Here is a 16,323-nt window from a genome sequence, read left to right on the forward strand (position 1 = left end):
AACACTAAAAGTTCATTGTTTGCCCCGCATCGTTGCGGCACCGCATACCGGTCACGGCAAGACGCCAGAGACACCAGAAAGGGGCAGGGGCATCACCGAACTTCATTCCATCGAAAAGCTCGTCTCCCGGCTCTCGCCCGAGCCGGTCTGCGACGACTGCATCAGCCAGACCCTTGGCCTTTCACCGCTCGAGAACGCCGACCATGCGGCCCGCGAACTGGCCGGTTCGAACGGCTTCGAGCGTACAAAGGATGCATGCAGTCTGTGCGGAGAAATTCGCCTCGTCACAAAGCGTCATTGAAGCACCGTCACAGATCCGACCCGCTCGACAGGTAGTGTCCTTGCCGGGCTTATCTAGGCAAGGCCGGGGCCGTTGCCGAGCTCATCACGGTGCCAGCGCGTCCGGCTTGCGCGGCGGATTGCCGCCCGGCAATCCTCGCATCTTCCGACATAGCACAGACCGTCCCAGAAGACTTTGCCGTGCTCGGGCCTGTGCCGGTCGAACCGGCAACGCAAGCCTGCCAGAATAGTCGATATCATCGGTGTTCTCCTTCGATTTGCGCCGCGTCCCGCACCACCTATCGAGAGAAATTTCCCTGAATGGTTCCTGTCGCAAACGGCAGAATTCCGCCGCCGATACACTGTAGTGGGCCGCGACAATTGTTGCGCCTGGATGCGCACTGCAATGCGGCCGAAATGAACGGTGAACCAGGTCAGTGGCGCGGGGCGGGGCTCATGCCGTCGGCTGCAGCCTTTTCCGATACCGCCCAGGCTTTGAGGTAGTGCCCGCGCGCATGGTATTGCTCGTCCGCCCTCAGCTGAACCATCGCGGCATGTGCAAGCGAACTGGAAATCTCGGTCGCGGTACAGACCCCCTTTTCGTGGAGGAGGCCGGCTATCGCGGCAAGCGCGCTTCCAAGCGCGAAAACGGCATCTTCATCCATCACCAACTCTCCCTGCGGCAGGATTTTCGCAGCAGAATTCTGCCTTGATCCAGCGCGGCGCACCAGTGCCGATCGGGTGAAGCTGCACATCGTTCGCGCGAAGCGCGGCCGGTGGGACGGGGGCGCCCCGATCTCGCTCCCGCGGCGTAGGGGCCCGGTACGGCGAACGCATGTCGAGTGGCGGGGGGACGCGCTCAGGCCCGTGGAAACACGGTTTTCGCAGGCCTGAGCGCGTGCAGATTATCAGCGACTTCGCCGGATCCGCACCAGCCGGATGCCGGGTAACGCGGCGCTCCGGCGGCCTCGGAACATAGCGGAAATCGCCCGGTAAAGGCCCGCCGATGCTGCGATGCATCGCGGCGTATTCCGGTCAGGCGGTCTGGAACCGCGTCGGGGAAATTCCTTCGGCCATCTCGCGGTTGGTGCGGCGGATAGAGCAGAGCCTGCGGGCGCCCTGCCAAAGTTCCGCCGCCCGGCCACTGCGGACCTCATCGACCTTGCGGTGTGCCAAAACCAGTGCGTCGGCTGCATCTTCCGCGTCGAAGTCGAGACGCAGCGCGCCCGCATTCCCCTCATCGGGGAACTTCAGCGTGTAAATATCCATTCGGGCTCCTCCATCGTGCAGGCCGTTGGAACGTCCTTGTCACGAAGGCGCGAGATAGCATTGTGCTGCGTCGAATTCGAGACAGTCGTGGCTGCTCGGATTGTCCGGCTGCGGCAAACCGCCTTTTAGGCGCGGTCAGCCCAAACCCGCCGCACACAGCCTCATCGAGGACCCGGCGAGGACGCCTTTTTGGGGTGGGCGCAAGCTGGCGGGAGCCGCCCGATCATACGGTCGGCTTCGTCGTCCCGCCCGGCCCGGGGCCGCCGAATCGCGTCAGCGCCTGGGTGCGAATTTTCCAGATCGCACATGCCCGGAAAATCGCTCGTTCAACCGAGGTTTCGCTGCGCCGCTCGGCCACGGCGCGCGCGTCCGCGCCGCATGGAATACCGATTTGACCGGTCTGTGCCCCTCTGGCCTGGGCGAAGGGGCGCGAGGCCGCTCTCGCCGGACGAAAGGCTGCGCCGTTCCACGAAGCTGCAAGCACTCCCGAACAGCATCCGATCATGGCATTTTCTGCGCTCCTGCCATGGGCACCTGGTCCGTTCCCGGATCCAAAAGGCATTGACCTGGAAGCGGTCGCGGTCCCGCCGAAACCATAGGACCCCGCCTTATTTCCCCGCCCGCAAGGCGGGCTCCTCGCGGCCGCTTCGCTCTCAAATAAGGCGGGTTCCTCCGGTCCTCTGCTGCGCGCCGGCCTTACGGTTCGCGGGCCCTGGCGAGCCGTTCCGGGCGGTCTGCCATCGTCCGGGAAATCGGTCCGGGACGCCCCAGACAGGAGACGAACAATGCCTGCAATCGGATACGTCACTCGCGATGGCCGCAGCTTCAAGGGCCAGCTTCGCACGCTCTCGATCCGCGCCGAGATCGAAATCGCGCCCAACCTTCGCAAGACCAGCGACGCCCAGCCCGACTACCGGGTTTCCTCGGGCGGCGTGGAGGTCGGCGCGGGGTGGCTTCGCCGCAGCGAGAGCTCGGGGAACGACTACGTCTCGTTGAGCCTCGCGGCCCCGGAATTCGGACCCCGGCGCCTCTACGCGAACCTCGGCCGGGCCGCCGGGCAGGACGACGAGGACACCTTCGCGATCATCTGGAACCCCGCCGACTGACGGCGCCATCCGCGCTAGCGCGCCCCGTACCGGTCCTCGAAATAGCCCGGTGCGGGGGATCGCTGCGAGCGATCGCCGCGCGGGAAGTTTGCGGCCGAACGCCTCGCCGGTTTGTCCCTCGGGCCATGGCGCATTTGCGGTAGCAGGTCATGCCTACCCTGTCCGCAAGGCGTAGAAGTTGGGGCCGATCCGACCCGTTCGGCGGCTCTCGCCACGATCGATTTTTGCTCGCTGTGTTCGTCCCGGAGAGGGGGGGCGAAATCGCACATGTCGATTTTCGACCCTGCCGCGCTCCTTCCCAAGCCGTCATTCCGCCTCGTCGGCAGGCCGCTTTCCGGCTTGCCTCAAGGGAGCGAAATCATGAGGGACGATCTCGAAAAAAGGCCGGTAGCGCGCGAGCAGAGCGAGCCTCCGGGCAAGCCAGTCGGGCCATTCTCCATGCGCAGGTCCCGGCCAAATTCCCGTGCGCAGGAAGCGCGCAGCGACTGCCCTTTCCTCACCGCCAAGGAGGCTGCGTTCTACCTCGGCCTGGCCGTCGTTACCCTCAAGGGAATGCGCAAGAAAGGGACCGGCCCCAAGTGCCGCAAGCATGGCCGGGATTGGCGATATCACATCGCCGATCTCGATGCCTGGTCGCTCTCCACCTCTACAGGAGGCGGCCATGAATGACGCCCGCAACTTGCCCCTGTTCGCCTGGGGCGATGCCTTGCGCGCGGCCCGTCTCCGCCGCCGCGTGCTGCGCCGCCGCGCCGTGGCCGTGGGGGCGGGAATTGCCGCCCTGAACCTGACACTGGTGTTTCCGCCGACCCCGCGTCTCGTGTGGAACCACAGTGCCAGTGCGCCGGTAGGCCTCTATCTGGTCTCACCCGGCGCGCACCTCGCTCCCGGCGACATGGTCGTCGCCTGGCCGCCCGAACCGGCGCGCACCCTGGCCGCTCATCGGCATTACTTGCCTTCCGGCGTGCCGCTGGTGAAGCGCGTTGCAGGGGCGGCGGGGGACACCGTCTGCGCCCGTGCTGAAATTGTGACGATCGACGGAAAGGTCGCCGCGCACCGGCTTGCGGTTGACCCTTCGGGCCGCCCGTTGCCGCAATGGGAGGGCTGCCTACGCTTGCGGCAAGGCAGCTATTTCCTGCTGATGACGTTGCGGCCCGACAGCTTCGATGGACGCTATTTCGGTATCACCCGAGAAAGCGACATCGTCGGCAAGGCGCGCCCCCTGTGGCTTCCGTGATGCTGCGGCCGCAGCGTGGGCCAGCGCCTCTGGGGCGCCGCACGAGGCAACGATCCATCAAGGTCGTCTTAACTGCTGCGCTGCTTCCGGCCAGTCTCGTTCCGGCGGGGGCGCCTCGCGCGCAAGAGGCCGATGCCGTCTCTCGCTGGCATGCCGAAATCGCCGAGGCGTCCGAGCGGTTCGCTGTGCCCGCCGTCTGGATCGAGCGGGTGATGCGCGCCGAAAGCCGGGGCCGCACGACCCTCGGTGGACGCCCGATCACCTCTCCCGCCGGCGCGATGGGCCTCATGCAACTGATGCCGGAAACATGGGCCGACCTGCGCCGCCGGCTTCGGCTCGGCAGCGATCCGCATGCGCCCCGCGACAATATCCTCGCGGGCACCGCGTACCTCCGCGAGATGTACGATAAGTTCGGCTATCCGGGGCTTTTCGCGGCCTATAATGTCGGCCCAGGTCGATATGCTGCCTCCCTCGCCACGGGGCGGCCGCTGCCTGCCGAGACGCGGGCATACCTGGCATCGGTTGCGGGCACCGGCAGACAGATCGCCGGGGACAATCGGGACATCATCGGGCGAACGGCCATGCCGCGTTCAGGGGCTGAGCAAACGACGTCCCAGACGATCTTCATCGCCACTTCGCAGGCGGGACCGGAAGCATCTCGCGATGAGGAAACCACCCCGGCAGGCATGCCGAACGTGCTTCCCGATCCTCTCTTTGCGGTGAACAATCGCTGACCCACACGGCGTCATGCTCGAAGCGGTGTCGCATGACGAAACCGGGATAGGCGTAGAGCCCAGGCCCCGACCGTGCGCTAGGACGAGAGGTAAGCCGCCCTCCTCGGAATTCCCAGTGTGACGGCCTCTGCGGCGGCTGTAAAGGCCGGCGGCCCCTCCAATTTTGCCCCAGCAATTGAGCGCGCTTCGCGCGCGAGTTTGTTTGTCTTTCTGGAACAAAATCGGTTCCTCCGCCGCCGCTTCGCGGCGCACCGGCAAGCCGGCGCGGCCCTGACAGCCACCGCGCCGACCGTCCGAAGACTGGGGTCCTCGAAGGACGGGGACGCGCTAGCGTAGGAGGTTGTTATGACGGTACGGACGAACATCGGCGTTGCTGCGGATCGGGTGCTTGCGAAGCTTGCGGCGGGGCTGGAGATCGAGTTCGGGCGGGGCGCAGGAGAGGCGCTTGCGGCGCGGTTCGTAGCGGCGGAGGAGGCCGATTTCGTGTGGGAGGCGCGGGTGTGTGAGCGGTGGCTGGGCGCGCTGGAGTGCGGGTGGGAATACGGCGCGGAATGTCCGGAGAGCGACGAGATCGAGCTCGACCGGGTGGCGGTCGTGGGATGCCTGGACGGGGCGTGGTACGCGGCGGTGAGCATCGTGGATGGCGATGGCCGGACGCACGGGCTGATGGCGCGGCGGGCATGCGCGAGCGAAGTTTCCGCGCGCGAGGCATACGCAGCCCTGCGATGAGGCGCGGGCCGGATTTCGGGCCGGGACGTGGGTGCCTTCGGGGCTCGCGTCCCGGCCTTTTTTTGCGAGAACAGCCTCTGGTTGGGGCGGCCTCTAGGAACAGGGCGGCGAGGTGGGATTGCCGGTTGTGAGGGGAGAGAGGGGTGAGCGGGCGTAATGCCTTCCGTAATCGGGGCAAGGGTTCCGGCGAACCGGGAGGCGCGGTGGTGGCGGCATCTGCGGTACAAACTGATCCTGTGAAACAACGCAGGAGACGGACGATGGAGTACTTTGCGGGCCTCGACGTGTCGGTCGACGAGACGGCGATCTGTGTGGTCGACGACAAGGGCGAAGTGCATCTTCGCGTGGCGGTGCCGACGGATCCGGAGGCGGTGTACCTGGCGTTGAAACCTTATGTGCGGCGGCTGCGGCGGGTCGGCCACGAGGCCGGAGCGCTGTCGCCCTGGCTACATCCGGAACTGGCGGCGCTGGGCCTCCCTGCGGTCTGTCTGGAGACGCGCCATGTCCGTGCGGCGATGGCGGCGCAGCGCAACAAGACCGACGCGGCGGACGCCTTGGGGATCGCCCATATCATCCGCACCGGCTGGTACCGGACGGCCTTCGTGAAAAGCGAGGCGTGCTATCGGCTGCGATTGCTGTTGACCCAGCGCCGCAACCTGAAGCGCAAATTTCTCGATCTCGAGAACAGCATCCGCCATTCGCTCAAGGCGTTCGGCATCCGGATCAAAGGGGTTGGCCGCACTGGTTTTGCCCCGGCGGTGCGCGAGGCGGTAGCGGACGACGCGTTGACCGCCGAGCTGATGGAGGCGATGCTGGCCGCGCGCGAAGCCCTGTGGATCGAGTATGGCCGGTTGCACAAGCTGGTGATCCGGGTCGTCGCGGCAAACGAGTTGTGCCGCCGCTTCCTGCAGATCCCGGGGGTGGGGCCCATTGCGGCCCTGAGCTTCATGACGGCGATCGATGATCCGGGCCGATTCCGACGATCCCGGGATGTCGCCGCCTACTTCGGACTGACCTCTCGGCGGTGGCAGTCGGGGTCGTCGATCGATGTCCAGGGACGCATCAGCAAGGCGGGCGATGCCGACGTTCGGCGCGCGCTTTACGAGGCCGCCTCGGCGCTGCTCACGCGGTTCAAGGGCAAGGACAAACTGCGCACCTGGGGGCTGGCGCTGAGCAAGCGCGGCAATCACCGCAAGGCGACCGTGGCGGTTGCCCGCAAGCTGGCGGTGATCATGCATGCGATGTGGACGGACGGCACGTTTTACATGGGCGATGCGCAGGCGAGCGCGCAGGACATCGCCGCTCGGGCCACCGTAAAAGACCGTCGGTTGCTGGGCGCGCTGGCCAAAACCGCGCCCGTCGCCAACGGCTGACAACGCCATGGGAGTGACCGCCAACCGATAGGGAGATCCGCTCCGGCGGATGAGGATCAGTGCAGACCATCGACGACGGAAAGCGCGATATCTTGCTTGCGAACGGGGCTCTTCACCGAGCGGCTCCGGAACGCGCCCAAATGCCTGTGATGTTGCTCCGTCTTGCCGATCAAAGGGTGCGCCGCGGCGGTTGGAATGCTGCTTTGATGCAGCTGGAACAGCCCGTCGCTGAGCGCGGAGGACTGCACGGCGCACTGAACCTCGATACCGGAGACGCGCCAGCGCGGCTTGAGACCTCGGCGGAATGGCGCGGACGACTGCGATGGCGTAGAATGGAGAAGTGGCGATGGCGACGAAGACGACAGCACCGGAACCGATTAGGACGGCAAGATAAAGTCATGGCACTGGTCCGCCATAACCTGTTGTCTGCACGCCATTTTTCAGGTTTTTGGACGGCACTGGCGGCGATTCGGCAGTGTCATGGGGAGCTTGGAGCCAGGGTTTGTGCGGCCCTGGACGGCACCGGTTTCCATGCAGCAAGGCTCAAGGCATCGTCAGGGCAAATCCCCCGATGCGAGCGATCTGCGATGGCTGACGATGAAGATTTTCTCCCCCGACTTGGCCGCCAGAAAGCGCAGGGAAGCAAGGGCGAACGTAGGTACATCGGCAGGGTCCTGGCGGCGGCCAATCTGGCTCGTGGAGGCGCCACAAAAGGACGCAGCAGATCCGGGTTCACGGGCAGCAAAATCGGACGCGGTGCGGGCGTCGGCCGGATGCTTGCCAGCAGGGGCGGAATGGCAGGCTCCCATCGTCGCCGGGTGGTGGTGAAGGCTAGCATTGTCCGGCTGAGCGGGAAGGGGGTTGCGGCGGCAGCCGCTCACCTTCGATATCTTCAGCGCGATGGCACGACCCGCGACGGCGAGCGCGGATCGCTATATGGGCGCGATCTCGATGCGGTGGACGGCAAGGACTTCCTCGAAAAGGGGGCAGGCGATCGCCATCAGTTCCGGTTTATCGTCTCGCCCGAGGACGGGGACCGCTACGAGGATTTGAAGCCACTCACGCGGCGCCTCATGGCACAGATGGAAATGGACCTCGGAACGGAGCTGGATTGGGTCGCGGTCGATCACTTCAATACGGCCCATCCCCACACGCATATCGTGGTTCGCGGAAAGGATGCCGCAGGCAAGGATCTGGTGATCGCCCGCGACTATCTGACGAGCGGCATCCGTGAGCGGGCGGCGGATCTCATCGAGCTCGATTTGGGACCTCGCTCGGACCGGGAAATCGCAGACGGCCTCCGCGCCGAAATCGACCAGCAGCGTCTGACGTCGATCGATCGCGCATTGCTGGCGGAGTTGGGGCCGGACCGGGAGGTCGCCGCGAGATCGCTCGACCCGCTCCAGCAATCGGTAAGGGCCGGGCGCCTTGCCCACCTCGTCCGGATGGATCTGGCCGAACACCTGGGCGGTGATCGCTATCGGCTTAATGCGGGCCTTGAAGACACTCTGCGCGCTATGGGCGAACGGGGCGATGTGATCCGCACCATGCAACGCGAATTCACACGCCTGAAGGTCGCGCGAGCGGCAGTCGATCAGGTGATATACGATCCTTCGCAGGAAGACGCGAGGCCGTTGGTTGGGCGTGTCCTTTCGCGTGGGCTCGCCGATGAATTCGAGGATCGCCATTACCTCATCATCGACGCCGCCGATGGGCGCAGCCACTATGTGCCGATTGGCAAGGCCGGGCAGGGCGGCCTTCACGCCGGGACGGACGAAGCCAGTTCGCTCGCCGGCTCCATCGTCAGGATCCAGCCCCAGCGTCCCAGCGTCCGTGAGGTCGACCGCACGATCGCGGCCGTTGCGGCCGCGAATGGCGGGCATTACGAAATCGATCTCCATCTGCGTCACGATCCCAATGCAACACAGAGCTATGCCAAGGCCCATGTTCGGCGGCTAGAAGCGATGCGCCGGGAAAGCGGTCTGGTCGTGCGTGAACCCACCGGGCGCTGGACGATTTCTGGCGACCATCTTGAACGCGTTGCCACGTGGCAACAGGCACGCGTCAAGGACCGTCCGGTTGCAGTCGAAGTGCTGGCCCGAGAGCCGCTGGCAAAGCTAGAGCGAATGGAGGCGGCGACCTGGATCGATCGCGACCTCGCTTCTGGAGCACCTCAGCCTGCACGTGAGGCCGGCTTTGGGCAGGAATTGTCGAACGCAAGGGACCGGCGGCGGCAGTGGCTGCTGGCACAGGGATTCGCAGAGGAGAGCAAGGGACGGACTGTGTTTGCCGATGGCATGATGGACGCGCTGCGCCGCCGTGAATTGCTGCGGGTATCGGGTGGGCTGGAGGAGGAGTTTGGCAGGCCCTATCGAGAGGCCAGGCAAGGCGAGCGTATCGAGGGTGTTTATCGGCGTTCCGTCGATCTGGTCAGCGGCAAGCATGCGCTGATCGAACGGAGCCGGGATTTTACATTGGTTCCCTGGCGCCCGACATTGGAGAAGCAGGTTGGCAAGACGGTGTCGGGTCTGATGCGGACGGACGGCATCAACTGGACGATCGGGCGGGGGCGGGGAGGACCGGGAATTCAATAAGGCTTAGCCGGCTGTTTTCGGCAAGACCTCGGAATGGCTGACATTGGGACTTTCCGGAATGTCGGCTTCGGAGCGACCTACTGGAGTAAGCTGCCGGTCCTGGCTGCAGTTCGTGAGCATTTCTCGCACGCGAGCACTGGGACACCGCGTAATCGATGTAGCCACCCTCCTGGAGGATACGAAGTCGGACGACCGCTTCATTGCAAGAGGGTGAGCCCGCATTCCAAATCTACACTTCCCCGGCACTCAGAACGTGAGCGAAAGCGTCAGCCCCCAGTTGCGGGGATTGTCGGGCGTCACGCGGTCGATGCCATCCGTGTCCGGGGAATAGCGCCCGTCAAACAGGTTGGCGACGGTGAGTTGTAGCCCCCACCCCCGCGGTGCGTCGTTGCTTACATATCGCGTCCGAATTTCGCCGCGAAGTAGTCGATGACCTCTGCGGCCTGCGTGCCTTTGCGAAACTCCTTGTTCTCGGCAAAATCTACGCTCGGGATCAGGTGGATGAATTGATCCTCGGCGTAGAGCGGCATGAGTTTTTCCGGGTCCAGGCCGTCGGGGCGCAGACCGGTCATGATATTGGCAGCCTCAAGGGCAGCGCCAATCATCACATCCGCAAGCTGGACCGCCGGGCTTGTCTTTGAATCGACCTGCACAACCTCGGTCAATTTAAGCGGGAAGCTGAAGCTGGCGATCCTGGACTGGCGAAGCTCGATCTCTTCGTCATGGTCGATGAGCCGGCGCAGAAGATCGTTGTAGGTTGCCAGGTTCTTGGACTGGTCGTGCTCCACTCGGTAGGGCCCCGAGCACATCACTTCCATGCGCGTGATCAGCGATTGCAGGACCACCATCGCAGCGTCCGTGCTCACGCCATCGGCGGCAATTGCGAAGAGGCATTCGGGCGCCGCGAATTGGGCCAGTGGCCCGAGCGCTTCGGGAAAGGCGTGCCAGGATGTCGCCCGCGCCGCTTGGACCAGCTCCGTTAGGGACGCCGGCGTCTTTTCCTTCACCGCTCGCTGGAATGCGGCAAGCAGCGCTTCGAATTCGCCCTTGCCCAGCAAGGTTGTCCCCGCCGTCGCCAGAAGCGAGGCCATCGCGTAGTTCTGCCCGTCCTCGTAGAAGTTGCAGCCGCGCTCCTTATACCAGGGTTCGACGGCGTAATCACAGAACATGAGGATCAACAAAAACCGTTTGTCGCAGACATACGTCACGGATTTGTATGTGCCCAGCAATTCGGCCAGCAGTTCGAGCAGTCGCGGATGGTTGCTCGCACGGCGCGAAAGCGCGCGGTATTTCAGTTCGCTCGCCTGCAGCTTGGGAAAATAGTGCTTGATGAGGCGGGCAGCGTCCTCGTCCTCGATTGCAATCGCTGCAGCTCCCTGGAAGCGCTGATCGCGGCTCAGGAGGTCGAAGCCGGTGTAGCCGCTCTCGTCGATCCGGAAACACTCCATGGCTCAGGCAGGCTCCCGGCCGCGCCACACCCGAGCAAGGGGGATGGGGGGCAGTCCGCCGATCACGGCGTGGTCGCAAGCGAATTGGATCATACGCTCATCATGTCTTGTACGGCGCGGGCCAGTCCAGTGGTTTTGCACCGGGCACTTCACAGAAAAGCCGCGCCTTGCCACACCATCGCGATTGCATTGCCGCAGGCGGAGGGTACTTTCCTGGCCATGCAGCGTTCCCCGATATGGATAGCACAGCGAGACGGTCAGGATTGGCGCTGCACGGACAGCCTCAATGCGATCGAATGGCTTACCCAGGGTTTCTCGAAGGCCGACTGGGACTTGCGGCTCGAGGCGGTCCGGGAGCGTTTTCATCGCGTGCGCGGGCAATGGCAGGTCGGCAATCGCGTGCCGCTATACGACAGGGATGATCTTGCCGCGTGGTACGTATTCCAGGCGCGTGCCTACGCCAGCGATCGCGCTGACTGGTATGAGCCCGAGGCTTACAGGCTCGCACCGGTGTTTCGCCGCATCGGCCAGTTGCTGCCGCAATTGCAGGCTATCGGCGGGGCGCAGGAGCGAGCCTTTCGGCTGATGAGCGACGGGCGAAAACAGCCCGACGATGGATTTTACGAACTGCTGGTCGCGGCGGCCTACAAGCGGATGGGATGGTCTGAGGTCGAGTTCGTGCCGGAGAGTCCCGGGAAGGGCAAGACTCACGACCTCAATGTTCGCCAGGGCCGTCGGCGCTGGGCGGTGGAATGCAAGCGGGTCGGACCATCGCAATATGCCCTGGGCGAGCGTGAGGAGAGCGAGCGGCTCGCAGCGCCCGTCCATGCGCTCTCGAAGGAAAGGGGGCTTTCGGCGATTATCGACGTCGATTTCCAGGTGGAACTGTCTGCGGTGCCAGACGACTATCTCGTGCGCCGCGCCGCGGACGGTATGCGTGAGGGCCGCGCTGTCGAATGGAGCGATGACACAGCGAGCGGCAGCGTCAGGCCCGTTGCCTGGGAGGATTTGCGCGGGGTGCTCGCATGCGATGATCTGTACTTTGGATCGAGCAGAATGATCGAAGTGGCGACCGGCAGGTACAATGCCAGGGCGGACCACAGCGTGGACGGTGATTGGACGCCCAGCAAGGAGCGACCGTTTCATGCCGCGGACGTATCGCGCCTGAGCGTGGTGCGTTGGCTGAGTTCTTCGCGTGAGGCGGCAAGGCGCAAGGCGAAACATTTTCGCGCGATGGTGGCCAAGGCGTCGCTCCAGCTTCCAGGTGATCGTCCGGGCGTGGTCCATGTGGGCTACGAGCTTGTGGGCGGCAACGGCGCGGACGCGCTGAGAGACTTTCTCAATCGTCTGGAAATTCAGTCTTTCGATGGAGGCGCGAGCCGGCTGCGCTGGGTCTATGGCAATTACATGGTGCCCGAGCACACGACCCACCCCAACGAGTCGTGCGCTCTTACCGAGTCGAGCGCGCCCTACAAGGTTGGCTCGCACGCGACGGCGCAGCCGCTGGCGATGCACCACCTGTTTTCCGAGGGGGCGATGGTCCCTGGCGGCTACTGGCTCTGGCCGCTTTGATGGCCTGCGTAATCTGCGGCGATAGCGCGACTATCGAGGCGCATATCCTGCCTCGGGCCCTCTACCGTACCGTGGCGGGCGATCAGCAGCATGCTTTTGAGGGTAGCCGGTTCAGAGAAGGGGTGAAGTTTCAGGCCAAGGGCCTTTTCGACAAGTCGATCCTGTGTCTGCGGCATGAGGAGATGCTGGGCCCGGCCGATGACTACGGGGTGCGGTTCGTGCGCAATTTCGAGCGGCATGGGACAAGCCTCATGAACGCAGGCTTCTGGAGTGTGCCCAATCCGCGCCCCGATCTTCTGGTGCGCTTTGTCGCCGCGTGCATCTGGCGCCGGGGGATTTCGCAGGTCGGCCGCGATGCGCGCGAGAACTACGACCTGGGCCCGGCCGAACCGCGATTGCGGGGACTGCTGTTTGGCAACCTCACGACATACGACCCGCCTTTGATGCTCAAGCGAAGGCGCTTTGTCAGCCAGGGACAACCTCTTCACGAAGTGATGTGGTCACCGGGCAAGGCGTGGGGGCTTGGGCACAATACCTGGTCGTTCTTTGCCCTGGGATGCGAGTTCTTCATGAAGCTCAATCCGCACAGCCATCCAGCCATTCCCTCCGGCTTTCAGGTCAATCGCCGCGATCCGGCGCTCTGTCTCGACGGCGAGCCGGAAGAGATCTCGAGCGTGGAGGGGATGGTGGAGATCGGCGCCAACATGCTTCGCACCCGCGGTCCCGCTCGTTCGGAGCGATCGGCTGAAAGCCCGGGCGCACGCAAGCGGCGCGTCGCCTCGTCAACCTCAAGGAAACGTCCATGAAAACCAGGGGAATGGTGCAGATCGGCGATAGCGACGCAAAGATCAGCCGGGTGATCCATCACCGTGAAATCAACCTGAAAGCGGGTATCGAAACCGGCTACGCCGAGCATCAGTACGAACCGGTGCCGGTATGGCGCCCGATCAACCCAGCGGCGCTGGGACTCGACCGGTCCTGGAATGACGGGGTCTGGCGCAACATCTATCGGACCCGGCGCGTGCGCGCGCCGGAGGATTCTGATCGCGTCTACGGCATGGCCCCGCATCGCGTCGCTGACCAGGAGATTGAACTTCCGGCGCTGACGCTGGGCCTGTCCGCTGCCCTTGAGCGGTTCTTCCAGCAACACTTGCGCTGAACCGTCGGACCGGCGGCCGACCGCCCACTGACCCATCGTCGCCCTGGCGGCGTACAAAGAAGCCGGCGCGGGCGATATGAGACGGCGCGGCAGCAAAGAAAAAGGGCCGGCGCGCGTGGCCGGCCCAAAAAATCAATGGGTGGGGGATTATGGGGCGTCACAGGGACAGTGCGTCAATGCCAACCGTGTGGAAAAGCACCGTGATCGGTGCTGCTTTCGCGAGTTCGCGGATCATCGATTTGCCCATATCTACCACCTCGTTCTTCTTGTCGTTTCCTTCGTTCGTATCGTTTGCGTTATCGTGCTTTCGCATTCCGGCCTTGTTACCCGGCGCCAGAAACCGGCATGCTGCAAGGATCGCCAGGGCGGTCCAGGTGAGAGCGGGACAAAGCCCGCCTAGGTTCATCACGGCGGCGAGGACGTATCCACCCACGGTCCCTGTGACGCCCCACCACTGGTCTCGCACAAGCGTGTCCCGTGGGGCTTTGGCAAAGTGGGCAGCCCCCCTGACGATTGCAAGGAACGCCCCATAGGCTCGGTCGGATGGATAGGCATGGAAGGGATCGTGCTCGCAACCAGGCCGCACGCCTTTCACATCGCATGCCTTTCGCAAAGCAAGGCTTTCATACAGGAGCTCGGCCTCATAGGCTGCGACCAGGGAACGAGACTTCGCGCTGCTTGAGGACTGCATGGCCACGCAAAAACGCAATCCGGCTGAAATCTGGGCTGATGATCTCTTCTCGCGCCGGGAGGAAGCCGAGCAGCTTATCGCCTACATGGAAAGTGTTGCCGCGCGCCCCGTCATGCGAGAGGACAAGCGTGCCTACACGATCGCGGTCGATGCGCGATATGGCGAGGGGAAGAGTTTTTTCCTGCAACGGCTGGCCGAGCATTTGGGGCTCAATCACCCGGTGGCCTTCGTGGATGCCTGGGCGGACGACCTGACCGATGAACCGCTTACCGCGCTCGCCGCAACCCTGAAGGCGGCGCTCGACCCGTTTGTCACCGATCCGCAGATCGGCCGCCGGGTTCAGGATTTCATGGTGACCTCTGGCCGTGTCGCCAAGATCATGGGCTGGGGACTGTTGCGGCGCGGCGCCGGTCTTCTCATCACGGGAAAGGCGGTCGACGCTGCCGAGGAACTGCTGACAGGCGTCAGCGAGGACGTCAGGGATGCCGTGAATGACGGTCTTGGCGAGGTCGGTAAGGGAACGATCGAGGATGCGGCTGCAGCGCTGAAGGGCGTGGGTAACCACACGCTGATGGCGCAGCGCATAGCTGCATTCGAGGAGGGCAAGGCCGCTGTCCAGCAGATGAAGGAGAGCCTTGCGGCGATTGTCGCATCGCTGGACGGCACAGCGCAGCATGCGCCGATCGTCATCGTCATCGATGAGCTGGATCGCTGCCGACCCACTTATGCCATCCGGTTGCTCGAGGAGATCAAGCATCTCTTCGACGTGCCCGGGTTGATCTTCATCTTTGCCATTCATTCCGAGCAGCTCGCGCGCTCGGTCAGCGGCGCCTATGGCTCAACGTTCGATGGGCGCGCCTATCTGCGCCGCTTCATCGACAGGCAGTACAGCCTCGCGCAGCCCGGTCTCACGCCTTTGGTGGCAAAGCTCTTCGATGAGGCGGCGCTTCGACGCGAGGCCTTTACATGGCCGGGACTGGTGCTGTCGCAGCTGAGGGATCTGGACCCTTCGGTGCCGGAGCTCATTGCCGAGTACATGCGGGTCTACGGGCTGGGTGCACGCGATGCCTTCGCCCTGATCGACGTGCTGCAGACCTCGGCGGTCCTTGCCCAGGGCTCGCTCATCGAATTGCATTTCCTGCTGCCCCTCGCGATCGCGGTCGTGCAGGGGCACCCTCCCGGCACGATCCCGCAGGCTGTCGTGACTAGCAAATGGGTTTACGTTCCCTACTGGACCCCTCAATCTTCGGATGTGACCGAAGTGACGCTTCACGAAATGACGATGCAGCTGCACGAGGCGGCGCAGCTGACGGATCGGGACCTTGAGGAGCGACGGGCCGAGGACCACAGTTATGCCGCGAGATTCATCTCCAGATCGCGCCCAAAGTCTGACGGCTCGTACCCTATAGCCACGCCGAGGGGCTATCCCGGACTGCTGGCGGCAGTGGCGCGCTTCACGAACCCCCAGCTGGAACCTCCTGGATAAACCGGCCTTGCGCAGGAGGGCACCGGCGCCACGTGGCCTGACGCGCAAACGCCTTGCGCCGGAACGAGTCTACTCGAGACGCCGAGGCGAATGAACCTGTAACCGCATCAATGGAGCGAGGAACGCGGCTTGATCGTCGGGTATGTCGGCGGTGCCAGGCGGGCTGACCTGAAGCAATCTGAATGACTACTCCTGTCAGGACTGCGATATCCGTGCAGGTAGAAGCGAACGTCTCAATCGGGTCGGCTGCGATGGGCAGGGCGTGGGACTTTGCTGCCGTTCGCCGCTCCGTAATCTGAAGGCAGCTTCCGATCAAATAGCTGCCCGTCCGGTTACGAGCCGGCCGTGGCCCTTGGGAACGGCTGTGCCGCGGCGTCCGGAAAGGCCAGGTTTGGGGTGCGCCGGGTGGTAAGCGGACGATGATACTGGCATATCTGGAGTATGCTTGTCCGTCACCGCACCAAACCAGACTTCCTTGGGTTCTCGCCCCGCCTTGGCAATCGCACGTCAGAGAGAATGACAAGCACGTCGGCCCAGTGCCCTGTAGAATGATTGAGTTTGGTCGAGATCAGCGTGATAAGGCGCGTAGCGCTGAGTGCGTCTTCGCAGGTTGCGCGCCGCTTGATACAGCGGTCATCGTCGACCTCTC

General features: G+C 64.1%; 17 protein-coding genes. 12 read left to right on the forward strand and 5 right to left on the reverse strand.

Features of this window, described 5'->3' with window-relative positions:
- The first annotated feature begins 19 nt into the window (after positions 1-19).
- A complete protein-coding gene (locus tag ACXJ16_RS04010; RefSeq protein WP_463921393.1) occupies positions 20-301 on the forward strand; it encodes a hypothetical protein in 282 nt (93 codons plus the stop codon).
- 412 nt (positions 302-713) lie between these two features.
- Here ACXJ16_RS04010 and ACXJ16_RS04015 read toward each other — a convergent pair whose 3' ends face one another.
- Both ACXJ16_RS04015 and ACXJ16_RS04020 read right to left on the reverse strand, forming a co-directional pair.
- Entirely contained in the window at positions 714-944 is a 231-nt protein-coding gene (locus ACXJ16_RS04015; protein WP_463921394.1) for a hypothetical protein, read from the reverse strand.
- Between the two features lie 370 nt (positions 945-1,314).
- A complete protein-coding gene (locus ACXJ16_RS04020) occupies positions 1,315-1,548 on the reverse strand; it encodes a hypothetical protein (RefSeq protein WP_463921395.1) in 234 nt (77 codons plus the stop codon).
- A 785-nt stretch (positions 1,549-2,333) separates the two neighbouring features.
- Between ACXJ16_RS04020 and ACXJ16_RS04025 the strand changes: the two genes are divergently transcribed.
- From ACXJ16_RS04025 to ACXJ16_RS04050, 6 genes are all read left to right on the forward strand, one after another.
- Complete coding sequence (locus ACXJ16_RS04025) at positions 2,334-2,654, forward strand: DUF736 domain-containing protein (protein WP_463921396.1); 321 nt, start codon at positions 2,334-2,336, stop codon at positions 2,652-2,654.
- A gap of 360 nt (positions 2,655-3,014) precedes the next feature.
- Entirely contained in the window at positions 3,015-3,323 is a 309-nt protein-coding gene (locus ACXJ16_RS04030; protein ID WP_463921397.1) for a helix-turn-helix domain-containing protein, read from the forward strand.
- Positions 3,316-3,888 carry a S26 family signal peptidase gene (locus tag ACXJ16_RS04035; protein WP_463921399.1) on the forward strand — a complete coding sequence of 191 codons (573 nt, stop codon included), beginning with the start codon at positions 3,316-3,318 and terminating at the stop codon, positions 3,886-3,888. Before ACXJ16_RS04030 ends, ACXJ16_RS04035 begins: the two co-directional genes overlap by 8 nt.
- Positions 3,888-4,622 (forward strand): lytic transglycosylase domain-containing protein, encoded by a 735-nt coding sequence (locus tag ACXJ16_RS04040; RefSeq protein ID WP_463921752.1) that lies wholly within the window; start codon positions 3,888-3,890, stop codon positions 4,620-4,622. The genes ACXJ16_RS04035 and ACXJ16_RS04040 overlap by 1 nt, the downstream gene beginning before the upstream one ends.
- 345 nt (positions 4,623-4,967) lie before the next feature.
- Entirely contained in the window at positions 4,968-5,351 is a 384-nt protein-coding gene (locus tag ACXJ16_RS04045; RefSeq protein WP_463921400.1) for a hypothetical protein, read from the forward strand.
- A 260-nt stretch (positions 5,352-5,611) separates the two neighbouring features.
- Positions 5,612-6,724 carry an IS110 family RNA-guided transposase gene (locus ACXJ16_RS04050; RefSeq protein WP_463921312.1) on the forward strand — a complete coding sequence of 371 codons (1,113 nt, stop codon included), beginning with the start codon at positions 5,612-5,614 and terminating at the stop codon, positions 6,722-6,724.
- 56 nt (positions 6,725-6,780) lie between these two features.
- Here ACXJ16_RS04050 and ACXJ16_RS04055 read toward each other — a convergent pair whose 3' ends face one another.
- A complete protein-coding gene (locus ACXJ16_RS04055) occupies positions 6,781-6,972 on the reverse strand; it encodes a hypothetical protein (RefSeq protein WP_185997746.1) in 192 nt (63 codons plus the stop codon).
- A gap of 150 nt (positions 6,973-7,122) precedes the next feature.
- Here ACXJ16_RS04055 and rlxS point away from each other — a divergent pair, with 150 nt between their 5' ends.
- Positions 7,123-9,318: a relaxase/mobilization nuclease RlxS gene (gene rlxS / locus ACXJ16_RS04060; RefSeq protein WP_463921401.1), complete on the forward strand. Its 2,196-nt coding sequence runs from the start codon at positions 7,123-7,125 to the stop codon at positions 9,316-9,318.
- A 392-nt stretch (positions 9,319-9,710) separates the two neighbouring features.
- On the opposite strand, the gene ACXJ16_RS04065 is transcribed toward rlxS, so the two are convergent.
- Complete coding sequence (locus ACXJ16_RS04065; protein WP_463921402.1) at positions 9,711-10,766, reverse strand: DUF3800 domain-containing protein; 1,056 nt, start codon at positions 10,764-10,766, stop codon at positions 9,711-9,713.
- Between the two features lie 84 nt (positions 10,767-10,850).
- Between ACXJ16_RS04065 and ACXJ16_RS04070 the strand changes: the two genes are divergently transcribed.
- From ACXJ16_RS04070 to ACXJ16_RS04080, 3 genes are read left to right on the forward strand one after another with little or no spacing between them, the layout of a single operon-like run.
- Positions 10,851-12,338 carry a hypothetical protein gene (locus ACXJ16_RS04070; protein ID WP_463921404.1) on the forward strand — a complete coding sequence of 496 codons (1,488 nt, stop codon included), beginning with the start codon at positions 10,851-10,853 and terminating at the stop codon, positions 12,336-12,338.
- Complete coding sequence (locus ACXJ16_RS04075; RefSeq protein ID WP_463921406.1) at positions 12,338-13,144, forward strand: hypothetical protein; 807 nt, start codon at positions 12,338-12,340, stop codon at positions 13,142-13,144. The genes ACXJ16_RS04070 and ACXJ16_RS04075 overlap by 1 nt, the downstream gene beginning before the upstream one ends.
- Positions 13,141-13,497, forward strand: coding sequence for a hypothetical protein (locus ACXJ16_RS04080; protein ID WP_463921407.1), 357 nt, complete (start codon positions 13,141-13,143; stop codon positions 13,495-13,497). Before ACXJ16_RS04075 ends, ACXJ16_RS04080 begins: the two co-directional genes overlap by 4 nt.
- Positions 13,498-13,654: 157 nt before the next feature.
- Here ACXJ16_RS04080 and ACXJ16_RS04085 read toward each other — a convergent pair whose 3' ends face one another.
- Positions 13,655-14,188: a hypothetical protein gene (locus ACXJ16_RS04085; RefSeq protein WP_463921408.1), complete on the reverse strand. Its 534-nt coding sequence runs from the start codon at positions 14,186-14,188 to the stop codon at positions 13,655-13,657.
- Between ACXJ16_RS04085 and ACXJ16_RS04090 the strand changes: the two genes are divergently transcribed.
- Positions 14,187-15,674, forward strand: coding sequence for a KAP family P-loop NTPase fold protein (locus ACXJ16_RS04090; protein WP_463921410.1), 1,488 nt, complete (start codon positions 14,187-14,189; stop codon positions 15,672-15,674). The genes ACXJ16_RS04085 and ACXJ16_RS04090 overlap by 2 nt on opposite strands.
- Positions 15,675-16,323: the final 649 nt, after the last annotated feature.

It is taken from the genome of Novosphingobium sp. TK71 (assembly GCF_055361505.1).